Origin of the sequence: Alkalibacillus sp. S2W (assembly GCF_046764385.1) — a bacterium.
GTDB lineage: Bacteria > Bacillota > Bacilli > Bacillales > Alkalibacillaceae > Alkalibacillus > Alkalibacillus almallahensis.
Window position 1 is genome coordinate 1,724,403 of record NZ_CP177234.1, and the last position, 13,774, is coordinate 1,738,176.

Annotated in this window: 13 protein-coding genes; 2 read left to right on the top strand and 11 right to left on the bottom strand. The window is 38.1% G+C overall.

Annotated features, from left to right (window positions below; all coding sequences use genetic code 11):
- Nucleotides 1–5: 5 nt before the first annotated feature.
- The 10 genes from prmA to gpr all read right to left on the bottom strand — a co-directional run bounded on the left by prmA (nt 6) and on the right by gpr (nt 11,620).
- Nucleotides 6–950: a 50S ribosomal protein L11 methyltransferase gene (gene prmA, locus ACKXGF_RS09310; RefSeq protein WP_411953482.1), complete on the bottom strand. Its 945-nt coding sequence runs from the start codon at nt 948–950 to the stop codon at nt 6–8.
- Nucleotides 951–974: 24 nt separating this feature from the next.
- The gene (gene dnaJ / locus ACKXGF_RS09315) at nt 975–2,090 is read right to left on the bottom strand and encodes a molecular chaperone DnaJ (protein WP_411953483.1); all 1,116 of its coding nucleotides are present in this window, start codon (nt 2,088–2,090) and stop codon (nt 975–977) included.
- A gap of 156 nt (nt 2,091–2,246) precedes the next feature.
- Entirely contained in the window at nt 2,247–4,064 is a 1,818-nt protein-coding gene (gene dnaK / locus ACKXGF_RS09320) for a molecular chaperone DnaK (RefSeq protein ID WP_411953484.1), read from the bottom strand.
- Nucleotides 4,065–4,100: 36 nt separating this feature from the next.
- Nucleotides 4,101–4,661: a nucleotide exchange factor GrpE gene (gene grpE / locus ACKXGF_RS09325; protein WP_411953485.1), complete on the bottom strand. Its 561-nt coding sequence runs from the start codon at nt 4,659–4,661 to the stop codon at nt 4,101–4,103.
- 152 nt (nt 4,662–4,813) lie between these two features.
- On the bottom strand, nt 4,814–5,842 hold the full coding sequence (hrcA, locus tag ACKXGF_RS09330) for a heat-inducible transcriptional repressor HrcA (RefSeq protein ID WP_411953486.1): 1,029 nt from the start codon (nt 5,840–5,842) through the stop codon (nt 4,814–4,816).
- Nucleotides 5,843–5,905: 63 nt separating this feature from the next.
- Nucleotides 5,906–7,084 (bottom strand): radical SAM family heme chaperone HemW, encoded by a 1,179-nt coding sequence (gene hemW, locus ACKXGF_RS09335; RefSeq protein ID WP_411953487.1) that lies wholly within the window; start codon nt 7,082–7,084, stop codon nt 5,906–5,908.
- Between the two features lie 78 nt (nt 7,085–7,162).
- Complete coding sequence (gene lepA, locus ACKXGF_RS09340; RefSeq protein WP_411953488.1) at nt 7,163–8,977, bottom strand: translation elongation factor 4; 1,815 nt, start codon at nt 8,975–8,977, stop codon at nt 7,163–7,165.
- An 84-nt stretch (nt 8,978–9,061) separates the two neighbouring features.
- Nucleotides 9,062–9,334 (bottom strand): hypothetical protein, encoded by a 273-nt coding sequence (locus ACKXGF_RS09345; protein ID WP_411953489.1) that lies wholly within the window; start codon nt 9,332–9,334, stop codon nt 9,062–9,064.
- A 1-nt stretch (nt 9,335) separates the two neighbouring features.
- Nucleotides 9,336–10,460 carry a stage II sporulation protein P gene (spoIIP, locus tag ACKXGF_RS09350; protein WP_411953490.1) on the bottom strand — a complete coding sequence of 375 codons (1,125 nt, stop codon included), beginning with the start codon at nt 10,458–10,460 and terminating at the stop codon, nt 9,336–9,338.
- A gap of 65 nt (nt 10,461–10,525) precedes the next feature.
- Nucleotides 10,526–11,620, bottom strand: a complete 1,095-nt coding sequence (gpr, locus tag ACKXGF_RS09355) for a GPR endopeptidase (RefSeq protein ID WP_411953491.1) — start codon at nt 11,618–11,620, stop codon at nt 10,526–10,528.
- A 179-nt stretch (nt 11,621–11,799) separates the two neighbouring features.
- Between gpr and rpsT the strand changes: the two genes are divergently transcribed.
- Nucleotides 11,800–12,066: a 30S ribosomal protein S20 gene (gene rpsT / locus ACKXGF_RS09360; protein WP_167261066.1), complete on the top strand. Its 267-nt coding sequence runs from the start codon at nt 11,800–11,802 to the stop codon at nt 12,064–12,066.
- A gap of 49 nt (nt 12,067–12,115) precedes the next feature.
- On the opposite strand, the gene holA is transcribed toward rpsT, so the two are convergent.
- A complete protein-coding gene (holA, locus tag ACKXGF_RS09365; RefSeq protein ID WP_411953492.1) occupies nt 12,116–13,141 on the bottom strand; it encodes a DNA polymerase III subunit delta in 1,026 nt (341 codons plus the stop codon).
- Nucleotides 13,142–13,452: 311 nt separating this feature from the next.
- Between holA and ACKXGF_RS09370 the strand changes: the two genes are divergently transcribed.
- Entirely contained in the window at nt 13,453–13,587 is a 135-nt protein-coding gene (locus tag ACKXGF_RS09370) for a YqzM family protein (RefSeq protein ID WP_167261062.1), read from the top strand.
- Nucleotides 13,588–13,774 lie beyond the last annotated feature (187 nt).

The following is a 13,774-nucleotide window of genomic DNA, read 5'->3' on the forward strand; positions in this document are numbered from 1 at the left end:
ATCCCTCATGATTCAGGTTTCTTAGCAATCATTGAAATCCATTCTTCCATTTTATTAACTTCTATCACTTCAAACCCTTTGTCTTCAAGATCAGATCTGACAAGGTCTTTTTTGGCGTTAATAATACCCGACGTAATGAAATAACCACCTGGTTTAATCAATTGGTAAGCTTCCTCTGTGGTTTGAACAATTATTTCAGCTAATATATTCGAAACAATGACATCAGCCTGAGTCTCGACACCTTTTAACAAATCGTTCTGCAAAGCTGTCACGCGGTCTTGAACTTGATTTAACTTAACGTTAATCGTCGTGCTTTTCACGGCGACTTCATCAAGGTCGTATGCTTGAACGTTACTGGCACCTAAAAGTATAGCACCAATTGACAACACACCCGAGCCAGAACCTACATCAACTACATGATCGCCAGTTTGAATATAACGTTCTAAAGCTTGCAAGCTAAGAACAGTTGTCGGGTGAGTTCCTGTTCCGAATGCCATACCAGGATCGAGTTCGATAATAATTTCGTCACTGCTAACAGGTTCATATTCTTCCCAAGTCGGCGTTATTGTAATTCGATCTGAAATTTTTACAGGCTTATAATACTTTTTCCAAGCTGTTGCCCATTCTTCTTCATTAATCTCAGAAATGGTTACATGATTATGACCAATATCTATGTCAAAGGTTACGAGGTTGCTAACAGCTTGCTTAATCTCATCCACAGTTTCACCCAAGAAACTATTAACTGGTAGATACGCTTTAATATAGACGCCTTCTTCTGGATAGTTGTCAGGGTCCAGCTCATAAATCGTACCGTACATCGTCGACCAATCTTTATTTAAGTCATTACGATCTTCAATAACGACACCACTTGCACCTGATTCATGTAGAATGTTTGAAACAGGTTCAATCGCCTCATTTGTTGTATGAATTTTAATTTCAGACCATTTCACTCATATCAGCTCACTTTAATTTCATTAGTCACCTTTAAATGCACGTTTGAAACGAGTAAATAAATTATCATGTTGCTCATCTAATGAATCTTCACCGCTTAATTCATGGAATTCGCGTAGTAGTTCTTTTTGTCGGTCGCTTAAGTTTTTCGGTACCATCACTTTAACTAGGATGTGTTGGTCACCTTGACCGTAACCATGAACATTTGGAGCGCCTTTGCCTTTCAAGCGGAAATGCGTTCCAGTTTGTGTGCCTGCCGGTACTTTTAATTTCACGCGGCCATGAACAGTTGGTACTTCAAGTTCGTCCCCAAGTGCAGCCTGTGTAAACGTGATTGGAATTTCACATAAAATATCATCTCCATCACGTTCAAAGAATTCATGACGTTTGACTCGAACTAAAACAAATAAGTCTCCTGGAGGCCCACCATTAACACCTGGGCCACCTTGACCAGTTACGCGGATTTGTTGACCATCATCAATCCCGCCTGGAATATTTAAGTCAATTTTTTGGTGTTTACGGACTTTACCGTCACCACCACAAGTTGTACATTTCTCTTCTACGAATTGACCTGTGCCTGAACAATGTTGACACACACGACGGTTAACTACTCGACCGAATGGTGTGTTTTGCTCAACATTCATCTGTCCAGAACCACCACAGTGGGAACAAGTTGAAACATTGGCACCAGGCTTAGCACCTGAACCATCACACGTTTCACAGTCTTCATCTTTAGGTATTTGGATAGAGGTATCTTTACCAAATATCGCTTCTTCAAAGCTAAGTTCCATCGTATATTGCAAGTCCTGACCTTGGCGTGGTGCGTTTGGATCACGACGACCGCCACCACCAAAGAACATATCAAATATATCACTAAAGTCACCGAAACCTTCAGCACCAAAGCCACCTTGGCCTTGTTGACCACCATCGTGACCAAAACGATCGTACTGTTGACGTTTTTGATCATCACTTAATGTTTCGTATGCTTCTTTAGCTTCCTTAAACTTCTCATCAGCATTTTCTTCTTCACTAACATCTGGGTGATATTGTCTAGCTAGTTTGCGATATGCTTTTTTAATTTCATCTTTTGAAGCGTCTTGGGATACACCCAACACGTCATAATAGTCTCGTTTACTCAATTGAAGATCACACTCCCGTATCTTCTCGCATAAAGTTTATCTTAACATGATTGTCTTTGTTTCTGCAATTCGGCTTTTGTTCCCTAGCATTCATAAATAAAGTCAAAGCCAAGAATAGCTACGCTTGGCTTTGACTTTTTAGGTTAAAATGACGCGTTATTTTTTTTCGTCGTCATTTACTTCTTCATAATCAGCATCCACAACGTTGTCATCTTCTTGACCTTCGCCTTCTTGCTGAGCTTGCTGCTGTGCTTGTTCATACATTTTCACTGATAAGTTTTGAACTTCTTGTTCAAGCGTTTCTTTCTTCTCTTTAATCGCTTCTAGGTCTTCACCTTCTAATGCCGTTTGAAGTTCTTCTTTAGCTGTTTCAGCTTTTTGTTTTTCTTCTTCAGTGACATTTTCGCCAAGATCATTGATTGTTTTATCTGTTGTGAAGATTAGTTGATCAGCTTCGTTACGAAGTTCGACTTCCTCACGACGTTTCTTATCTTCTTCTGCGTTTTCTTCTGCGTCTTTCACCATTTGCTCAACTTCTTCTTCAGAAAGACCTGATGAGGATTGAATGGTAATAGATTGTTCTTTGTTTGTACCTAAGTCTTTCGCACTCACACTCACGATTCCGTTTGCATCGATGTCGAATTTAACTTCGATTTGTGGTACGCCACGTGGTGCTGGTGGAATATCTGTTAATTGGAAACGACCTAATGTTTTGTTGTCAGCAGCCATATCACGCTCACCTTGTAGGACGTGGATGTCTACAGATTGTTGGTTGTCAGCAGCTGTTGAGAATACTTGTGATTCACTTGTTGGAATCGTTGTATTACGTTCAATTAGCTTAGTCATAACGCCACCCATTGTTTCAATACCTAATGAAAGTGGTGTAACGTCTAGTAGTACAACGTCTTTAACATCACCTTGTAGCACACCACCTTGGATTGCTGCACCAAGAGCTACTACTTCGTCTGGGTTAACACCTTTAGATGGCTCTTTACCAATTTCTTTTTGAATTGCTTCTTGTACAGCTGGGATACGTGTTGAACCACCAACAAGAATTGCTTGATCAATATTAGATGGTGACATGTCAGCGTCTTTAAGCGCACGACGTGTAGGACCCATTGTACGTTCAACAAGTTCTGATGCAAGCTCTTCAAATTTCGCACGCGTTACATTCATTTCTAAGTGTAACGGGCCTGCTTCACCTGCTGAGATGAATGGTAGTGAAATTTGTGTTTGAGCCACACCTGATAAGTCTTTCTTCGCTTTTTCAGCAGCTTCTTTGAGGCGCTGAAGAGCCATTTTATCTTGTGATAAGTCAATGCCATTTTCTTTCTTGAATTCTGCAACCATGTGATCGATTAAGACTTGGTCAAAATCATCACCACCAAGTTTGTTGTCACCTGCTGTTGCAACAACTTCGAATGTGCCTTCGCCAATATCTAGAATGGATACGTCAAATGTACCGCCACCTAAGTCGTATACTAGAACTGTTTGATCTTGATCTTGATCAATACCATAAGCTAGTGCTGCTGCTGTTGGCTCATTAATAATACGTTCAACTTCTAGTCCAGCAATTGTACCAGCATCTTTTGTTGCTTGACGTTCAGCATCGTTGAAATACGCAGGCACGGTAATAACTGCTTTAGTTACTTCTTCACCTAAGTAATCTTCTGCATATTGTTTAATATGCTGTAAAATAATCGCTGAAATCTCTTGAGGCGTGTACTCTTTACCTTCGATTTCTACTTTATATTCTGTGCCCATATGACGTTTGATGGACTGAATAGTGTTTTCATTTGTGATTGCTTGGCGCTTAGCCACTTCACCTACTTGGCGTTCGCCATTTTTAAACGCGACAACAGAAGGCGTAGTGCGGTTACCCTCAGGGTTTGGGATAACTTTTGATTCGCCACCTTCCATTACTGCTACACATGAATTTGTTGTTCCTAAGTCAATACCAATGATCTTACTCATCGTAATGTTCCTCCTTTTGCGTTCTATAAATATTATTTATTCGTTAACTTTAACCATAGCTGGTCGAATAACGCGGTCTTTTAGTTGATAACCTTTTTGCATCACTTCAATGATTTGATTTGATTCATAACCTTCTTCACTAACTTGCATAACAGCTTGGTGTTTTTGAGGATCGAATTCAGCTCCTTCAGCTTCAATCTCTTCAACACCATGGTCAATTAATGCTTGTTTTAACTGGTTATAAACCATTCGCATACCTTCTGCATAAGATTCGGTAGCTTCATCTTGAACATCTACTTGTAATGCTCGTTCAAAGTTATCTACAACTGGAATGAGGTCATTCACAATGTCTTGAGCCTTATATTTCAAATCCGCTTCACGCTCTTTTTGCGAGCGGCGACGGAAGTTATCAAAATCAGCTTGTAGACGTGCTAAACGGTCTTGTACAGCAGCGTTTTCTTCTTTTAACTGCTCAACCTCAGATAACTCTTCAGTCGCTGTTTCTTCTTGATTGTTGTCTTCACCTTCATTAGGTGTTTCAGTTTGTTCAAATTCTTCTTCTTCGACTGTAGACTGTCGATTTGTTTCTTCACTCATTACAGTCACCTCCTACTTGATCATTTTCACCAATTGTTTAATATATCACTTTTGTTCTAGTAACAAAAGTCTCACATGAAGAAACTTGGTAATATTTTTATCACCAAGAATCATGTTGGATATCTTAGCCACTGACCATTTTACCCGCTCACTTAATCTTTAAACCACTTGTGTAATGACTGACTCATATGCCTTGACCACACATCAAGTAGTGAAACGGCTTTAGCGTACTCCATCCGTGTTGGACCTAATAATGCAATGGTTCCGAACTGCTCATTGCCGACCGTATAAGTTGCTGTAATTAAAGTAGAATGATTCATGGCTTCCATGGCATTCTCATGTCCAATAGAAATATGAATTCCTTCTTCGTCAGTTTTAAGCATAGGTGCCATCTTTTCTTCATTTTCAAGCACATTAAATAACGAACGCGCTTTCTCAATGTCATTAAATTCTGGTTGCATTAAAATATTCGACTTTCCACTCACATATAAACTTGTTGTCTGATGACCAAATAAAGCATTATGAATCAGATCATAGGATTTTTGATAATTGGACGTATATTGATTAAGTAAGTCTAAAACTTCACTTTCAATCATACGGTCAAGATAAATAATCGGAACGCCAACAAGTTTTTGATTTAAAATATTGACGACTTTTTCTAAATCACTATGATCAATTGTATGCGGAACAGCAAATGAACGGTGTTCAACATGTCCAGTATCCGTCACCAAAATGGCAATTGCAGATTGTTTATTAATCGGAACAATCTGTAGTTGTTTCAATTTGGTTTCATATACTTCTGGTCCCAACACAAGCGTCGTATACTGAGTTAAGTCAGATAAGATGTGAGCAGAGTTTTGCATGACCTTTTCCATTTCAATCATGCGATCATTAAATTGTGATTTAATCACCTGCATCTCTTCAGTCGATAAACTGAATGGTGATAACATGTGATCGACATAAAATCGATATCCTTTTTCGGATGGAATTCGACCAGATGAACTGTGGGTTTTAACTAAATAACCCGCATCTTCTAAGTCAGCCATGTCATTGCGAATAGTAGCTGGACTGTATGAAATATGATCTTTTTTAGCAATATTACGTGACCCGATCGGTTGAGCTGTTTCGATGAACTCATCGATGATCACTTGCAAAATGAGTGCTTGTCGATCTGTTAGCATCTGCATCACTCCTGTTAGCACTTGGTGGTTCCGAGTGCTAATGCTAAGTATAAGTTATCAAAATCATTTAGGGCTGTCAATTGAAAACTTTTTATTCCATGTCGAATCATCAATCAGAAACGATGCAAAGGCATCATTGCCGAACAACATGCCGTCTCGGGTCAAAGCTATTCGATCGTTTTTATGGGTTAACCAGCCTTTTTGCTTCAAACGTTCAATCTCTTCTTTATATAAATCAAAAAATGAAAAGCCAAAGCGTTTTTGAAATTCATCATCCGAGACTCCTGATTGACGGCGGAGACCTAAGAACATTTCCTCTTCAATCTGTTCTTTAAGCGACGTTGGTTCACGGTGCACAACTGGCTTCATATCTTTTTGAATATAATCATTATAATGATTAACTGGCCGTAAATTCACATAACGCTCGTCATTCAAATAACCGTGTGCCCCTGCTCCAAATGCATAATAAGGAACATTTGCCCAGTACGTCAAATTATGCTGGCTTTCATAACCTGGTTTCGAAAAGTTGCTAATCTCATAATGATTCAAACCGTGTTGTTCCATAAGATCGACTAATGTATGAAACATAGCCGCTTCATCTTCTTCAGGAGGCTTGGTTAACTGCCCTTTTTGGTAACGCATATAAAAAACGGTTTTCGGTTCAATCTGCAAAGCATAGGAAGAATAATGCGGTAAATCATAGGATAAAGCTTGTTCTAAAGTTCGACGGAAATGGTCAATCGATTGATTAGGAAGTGCATATATGAAATCCATACTGATATTCGTTAAACCGTATTGCTTAAGCAGATCAACTGAACGACTAACATCAGCTACTGAATGAATTCGATTTAGTTCTTGCAAATAATCATCATCCAAAACTTGCACGCCTAGTGAGACACGATTAACACCATATCTAGCCATTAATTGAACATGTTCTTCTTCAAATTCCCCAGGATTAGCTTCAATCGTCCATTCTTTTACAAGATCTGTATTGAAATAATACGAAATTGTTTCGAATAAACGTTCTAATTGTGGAGGCGTTAGACTTGTGGGTGTTCCTCCACCTATATAAATAGTATCTACTTCTAAAGGGCCATTATCTACATACATTCCGATTTCTTTTTGAAGTGAAGATAAGTATTGATCAGCTGTTTCTTCATCATAATACATCTTAGCAAAATCACAGTAATGACATATTTCATGGCAAAATGGTATATGGATATAGACTGCTCTAGCTTCCATAGTTATCCTTCTTTCTTAAACATATTATACCAAAACAATGAAAAGGCCAGTCCTAAAGGCTGGCCTTCACTCATCATTCTAATCATCATCATTCATTTCTAATACAGACATGAAGGCTTCTTGTGGAATTTCCACTTTACCAACCATTTTCATGCGCTGTTTACCTTCTTTCTGCTTTTCTAACAACTTACGTTTACGCGTAACGTCACCACCATAACATTTCGATAGCACGTTCTTACGCATTGCCTTAATGGTAGACCTTGCGATGACACTATTACCAATAGCCGCTTGAACCGGCACTTCAAACTGTTGTCTTGGAATTAAGTCTTTTAATTTTTCTGCGATTTGTTTACCTCGGTGATAAGCAAAGTCGCGGTGAACAATAAAGGATAAAGCATCAATGGTTTCACCGTTTAATAAAATATCCATCTTCACGAGATTAGATGGCTTATAGCCTTTAAGTTCATAATCAAATGAAGCATATCCTTTTGTTTGTGATTTCAATCGATCAAAGAAATCATAAACAATCTCGGATAATGGGATATCATAAACGATGTTTACGCGGTTTTCGTCCATATATCTCATGTCGGAATATTCGCCACGCTTCTTCTGACAAATTTCCATTACTGGACCAACATATTCATTCGGCACCATAATTGAAGCCGTCACAAACGGTTCTCTTACTTCATTAATTTGTTGTGAACCAGGCATATGGGCTGGATTCTCAATTTCAGTAGTTTCACCGTCTGTTAATTCAACTTCATAAATAACGCTTGGTGCGGTTGTAATTAATTGAATATTAAATTCACGTTCAATTCGTTCTTGAATAATTTCCATGTGTAATAATCCTAAGAATCCACAACGGAAACCGAACCCTAAAGCTTGAGATGATTCTGGTTCATATTGTAATGATGAATCATTTAGTTCAAGGCGTTCTAAAGCTTCTCTTAAGTCATTATAATCATCAGCACTAACTGGGAAAAGACCACAGAATACCATAGGATTCAAACGTCGATAACCTGGTAACGGTTCTTCAGCTGGTCGATTGGCGAGTGTGATTGTATCACCCACACGCGTGTCTTTAACATTTTTGATCGATGCAGTTAAAAAGCCAACGTCCCCTACTGATAATTCTTTTTTACGCACAGCATTAGGGGTGAAAACACCCATATCATTCACTTCGAACTCTTTTCCTGTCTGCATCATTTGGATCTTATCGCCAATTTTAATAGATCCTTCTTTAACACATGTATACGCAATAACACCGCGGTAAGGGTCATATAATGAATCAAAAATTAATCCTCGTGTTGGATCTTCGAGACCACCAGATGGTGCTGGTACATCCGTCACAATCCGTTCCATAATTTCTTCGATCCCTTTACCATCTTTAGCAGAAGCCAATATTGCTTCATCACTGTCAATGCCAATGACATCTTCAATTTCTTGTTTAACTCGATCGACATCCGCACTTGGGAGATCGACCTTATTAATAACGGGAATGATTTCTAAATCATTATCCAACGCTAAATAAACATTGGCTAATGTTTGAGCTTCAATTCCTTGTGCAGCATCAACTACTAAAATTGCTCCTTCACATGCTGCTAAACTCCGTGACACTTCATATGTAAAATCGACGTGTCCTGGCGTATCAATTAAATGAAATATATAGTTTTCGCCATCTTGGGCACCATATTCTAATTGAACTGAATTTAACTTAATGGTAATGCCGCGTTCGCGTTCTAAATCCATCCCATCAAGAAATTGTTCTTTCATTTCACGATCAGATAAAGCTTTTGTTTTTTCTAAAATTCGATCAGCTAAAGTTGATTTACCATGATCAATATGAGCTATAATCGAAAAGTTTCGAATGCGTTGTTGTCTATCATTAGTCAAAATTACCACTCCTGTATACGTCCATTCGCTAGCTCGATTATAGCAATACCACGCTTGATATTCAATTCAAATCTGTTAATCCCTTTATCCGAAGCTCACAGCCAAACGATAAACAAAGTGAAATAGTAGAGTGAACAGCTCTTTAATATAGTGTTCAACTCTTGTCGCTAAATAAAACAATCCTTTTTCCTCTTCCGCTTCATCCTGCGTTAGTTGTTGATGTTGTTCCTGAAAAGATGAGTCTTGCTCACTTATTTGCTGTTCGTTTTGGACAACGTCTGAGTTATCATGATCACCCATCTGAAATCCGAATTGAAAGATGAGTAATAATACAAATAATAAACCAATTAACCGCATTCTATTCACCCTCTGATTGATTATTTTCTGCAATATAATCCGCTAACACATCAGCAAACAGATCTAAGCTATAATTCATCTCTTCAAAATCATTATCGACGCCACCGACTTCTAACAATAACTTCTGTTCAGATAAATCTTGATTAAACACACCATTTGTCCCTTCACCTTCACTAATTTGAACTCCACGACTCAAGGATGGGTAACGTTTCTCTAGCATTTCATGTAATTCTGCCGCAAATTCTAAATTCGCTTCATAATCCTCGTGTTCTCCCCCAACAACAAACATAAGCTTAGCAGCTGGTTTGTCATTGATTGTTGTTGTGGTGATTCGGTGAGGCTGAGCATCACGGTGGATGTCTATGAAATACTCTGTTGGTTCTTCTTCGTGGTAATCCGCCACGACTTCACGCGCCACATCGTATGATTCATGGTATTCAAGCCCTTTTTGCTGTAATATTTTATAAAAGTCTGTTTTCTCTACATAGGAGTCTATCCCTCGTTGTTGTAACCTTTCTTTTAACGATACACTCAAATCCACAACATTATCGACGTGATTGAATGCTTCATTGCTCGTGGCATCTTCGTCTAAATATGGTAAAAACGCTTCACGGTTATGAGTGTTATAAATATAAACAGTTTCATCTTCATAAACATCTGTACTTCTTTGTTCAGATTCATCAATCTCTTCTTCTTGTTCAAATATATAATCAGGTGGTGCTGATTCAACAGATGTCGTGAATTGGTTTGTCCCACTCCCAGCTATCGCAATACGTCCTTGATTTCCAGGGAAATTAGGCAACTCATGTCCAAACAATAAGCGTAAGTCTTGATAGGGTGAATTCGTAACCAAGGGGATCATTATTTTTGAGAATGAAAGTGTTTGATTGTGATCAGATTGTAAGTCCGCTAATACTGGTTGATCAAAGGACATCAACGTCGTTAATGTGGATCCGTCAATTTCTTGAATCCATTCGTGCATTAAATTGGTTGATGATTCTGGTGACCCTTTTGAAAACAATGGAATCACTAGCCATAAACTTATAAATAGTACAACAAAGATTAACATTGGATTATGTTTAATGGCTTTAACGATAGATCTTAGAATATACAATGGTCTGTTCATACCTTTTCAACCTTTCTATTAACACTCTATTAAACCGTATGTGTTAAGTTGAAAAGGTAGAACCTCTAACCGAGAAAATCTTTCGTATTATTTTGTTCTATTCGTTGATGAAGACCTTGATTAATGCCTGATGCGACTAATTTAGCCATATGCACAATAACGTCATCTACCTCCTTGGGTGTGACTATTAAATTGTGTCCAATCGGGCTCAATACTTCTTCTATTAATTGTCTTTTTTCATCTTCGCCCAACTGTCCGACTAAGCCTAAGTATCGTTTTCTCTCTTCTTCTTCAGGTAAATCTTCATTTGTAAGTTCTTTTCGTTCCCCAAAAGTCATCCCACTCGGCGTTAAAGCTTTACTGGCTTTGTCTTGTTCATCAACCTCGCGTCCGAAATGTTTTAATAGATAGTCAATCGTATCACTCGTGATCGTAACAGCATCGACCACTGTCGGAATACCAATTGAAAAAACAGGTACATTTAACGTTGATTCACTTACTTCCTTACGATCATTACCAACTCCTGAACCTGGGTGAACGCCTGTATCAGACAATTGTATTGTCGTATTCACTCGATCGATTGACCTTGCTGCTAAAGCATCAATCGCGATAATAAAATCAGGTTTCACTTTTTCGACCACACCAAAAATAAGGTCCGTTGTTTCCACCCCAGTAAGTCCCATTACACTTGGCGTAAAAGCAGTCAAAGGTCGAAAGCCTTTTTCTACACGTTCTGGTTGTAATTTGAATAAATGGTTGGTCACATAGACTTTCTTCGTTACTTGAGGCCCTAATGCATCAGGTGTTACATAATCATTCCCTAAACCGACAATAAGCCCCAACGCATCTGGGTGAATATCATGGAACTCCAGCAATCTTTCTAATTCGCCGGCTAATAAAGTCCCCAATTGCTTCTCGAATTCATCATCTAGTCGGCGCATCAACTGAGATTCAATGGTTGTATAATGGCCTGGTGCTTTACCTACGCGCTCAGCACCTTTTGAGTCAATTTTTACTCGGGTTAATTTAATATTATCTTCTTCAAACGTCTTAATCGTAATGCCGTCTAATTCTTCTTTCCGGTGCGGATTTTGTTCAACAAACATATCTCGCGCTTCTAAAGCTAGATCCGTTCGGCGATTAGCATTAATCTTAGTCATACAATACCTCCATCAATTAATAAACTACCCATTATCATCTCCAAATAACGTAAATTTTAAACGATAGAGTATGCTTCTTAACTATTATCTATTGAAAACTAATGTTTGCTTTGATAAAATGACTTTTGTCCAAGATACGAATGAATTGGTACGGATATACTCATCAGGAGGTGAAGGAAATGGCTAATAACCCACAAGGTGAAAAACGAATTCGCATTAATGCTGATAAGCGCGAGCGTAATCAAGAACCTCGTTCTGATATGCGTTCAGCTGCAAAGCGTGTTGAAAAAGCAGTTCGTAATAAAGATGTTGATGAAGCAAAACGTTTGCTTACGACTGCTACAAGCAAAATTGATAAAGCTGTTCAGCGCGGTATTATTCATAAAAACAATGGTGACCGTAAGAAGAGCAGATTAACACAAAAAGTAAACAAACTTATTAATTAATTTTATTAATTAATGTAAAAAACGTTCGCTAATAATAGCGAACGTTTTTTTATCTCGTCTGTGATAAGTGACGCATGATCGATTGTAAATACATTTCAATTGATAACCACTTGTCCATTTGACCAGTCTTTAATTTTTCATCAGTTTCCGCGCCAATACTCAGAGCTGACTTGAGTGTTGTTTCACTAAAAGCTCTCTCTCGTTTTAAAGCCATCTTTACTGCGTAAGGGTGTACACGCATCTGCTTAGCTATTTGTTGTTGTTGATAACCCCTGCGTTTTAATAGTTTGCATTGTAAGATCAATCTGATTTGAGATGTAATAAGAGCTAACAGAGCGATTGGTTCCTCATTTTGTTTTCGAAGAGCCTTCAAAATATTTAAAGCCTCCCCTAATCGATTGTCTACTAAGGCATCAATCAAAGCAAACGTACTCGTTTCAGCGTAAGTGCTCACTAATGGTTCGGCCTCATTATAATTGACATCGCTTGTACCAAAGTAAAGAGACAGTTTATGTAATTCTGATTGCAAAGCTTCTAAATGATCGCCTACTCGTTCCACTAATAAGTCAATGACTGGCTCAGACAAACTTAACTCAAATGAATCTGCCATCTGTTTAATCACATCATTCATTTGACGTAAATCGGGTGGTGAACAATCAATCAGTTCACCATATTCTTTTAAAGTTTTTACAATTTTACGGCGTTGGTCCAGTTTCTCGTATGGGGCTATAATGATGAGTGTTGTAAACTCTGTAGGTTGTTTAACATATTCAGTTAACACATCAAGGTCATGTTCTATTTCACTTTTAGCTTGACCTGTTAAGAAGCTTGCTCGATTTAGACTGACTATTTTATGTTCACTGAAGAAAGGAAATGTTTCAGCATCATGAATCGCTTCCTGAACCGAAACTGTTTCCATATCATAATTCTGTTGGTCAACTTCAGGATCTTTTTCGCGAATCTGGTTGATAATTTTTTCTGTCGATTGCTGTATAAAAAAAGGCTCATCGCCATAGAGTAAATAAATAGGGGCTACTGTGGTTTTCTTCTGTTCAACAAATTGTTGTGCATGCATGACTCGCACTCCTCTCTATAGCTATCCTATACTGAACATCGCTTTTTCACAAGAGTAAATCATGTAAAGAGAGGAGACCTATAAAAGTCTCCTCCCAGCATCTATATAAACACTAAAAACAAATACCCGGGGTTCTTTGTTTTTAGTGTTATTTGTTGTTATAATTAGTGTGTGTAATTATAATCGAATTATCGTTGTTAGTTCTTAACAATCAAGGATTAACGACAGTCACAAATTTTTGACATTCAACAAAACGTATAGATTTTTTTGAATGAATCGCTTATACTATTATTGGACTAGGAGGGATGGTCATGAACGATTTCGAACACGATGTGCAATCCAAAAATAATGACGTGGTTGATTCCATTAAAGGATTTGGCTTTTCGTTCATTTTCTTCTTTGTGATCTTTGCGATCGGTACCATTTTCACAATTTTTGCTAACTAAATGGTTATTTTACTTAATTAAAAGGGGCTATTAGAGCCTCTTTTTATTTTGGCTTTGTTAAAATCCGTTGTTGATATTGTGATCCGCTATCGCTGGACGCTTTCCACACGAGTCGCCTCCTTCGCTACTCACAATTCAACAACTCTCTGCTACACTATTTAAAAATCGACACTAAGCTTTAACAGAG

What these genes read in the sequence shown, in the direction of transcription:
- rpsT (WP_167261066.1), top strand. Translation starts at nt 11,800, where the DNA reads ATGGCTAATAACCCACAAGGTGAAAAACGAATTCGCATTAATGCTGAT.
- hemW (WP_411953487.1), bottom strand. Translation starts at nt 7,084, where the DNA reads ATGGAAGCTAGAGCAGTCTATATCCATATACCATTTTGCCATGAAATA.
- ACKXGF_RS09345 (WP_411953489.1), bottom strand. Translation starts at nt 9,334, where the DNA reads ATGCGGTTAATTGGTTTATTATTTGTATTATTACTCATCTTTCAATTC.
- hrcA (WP_411953486.1), bottom strand. Translation starts at nt 5,842, where the DNA reads ATGCTAACAGATCGACAAGCACTCATTTTGCAAGTGATCATCGATGAG.
- dnaK (WP_411953484.1), bottom strand. Translation starts at nt 4,064, where the DNA reads ATGAGTAAGATCATTGGTATTGACTTAGGAACAACAAATTCATGTGTA.
- holA (WP_411953492.1), bottom strand. Translation starts at nt 13,141, where the DNA reads ATGCATGCACAACAATTTGTTGAACAGAAGAAAACCACAGTAGCCCCT.
- ACKXGF_RS09370 (WP_167261062.1), top strand. Translation starts at nt 13,453, where the DNA reads ATGAACGATTTCGAACACGATGTGCAATCCAAAAATAATGACGTGGTT.
- spoIIP (WP_411953490.1), bottom strand. Translation starts at nt 10,460, where the DNA reads ATGAACAGACCATTGTATATTCTAAGATCTATCGTTAAAGCCATTAAA.
- grpE (WP_411953485.1), bottom strand. Translation starts at nt 4,661, where the DNA reads ATGAGTGAAGAAACAAATCGACAGTCTACAGTCGAAGAAGAAGAATTT.
- gpr (WP_411953491.1), bottom strand. Translation starts at nt 11,620, where the DNA reads ATGACTAAGATTAATGCTAATCGCCGAACGGATCTAGCTTTAGAAGCG.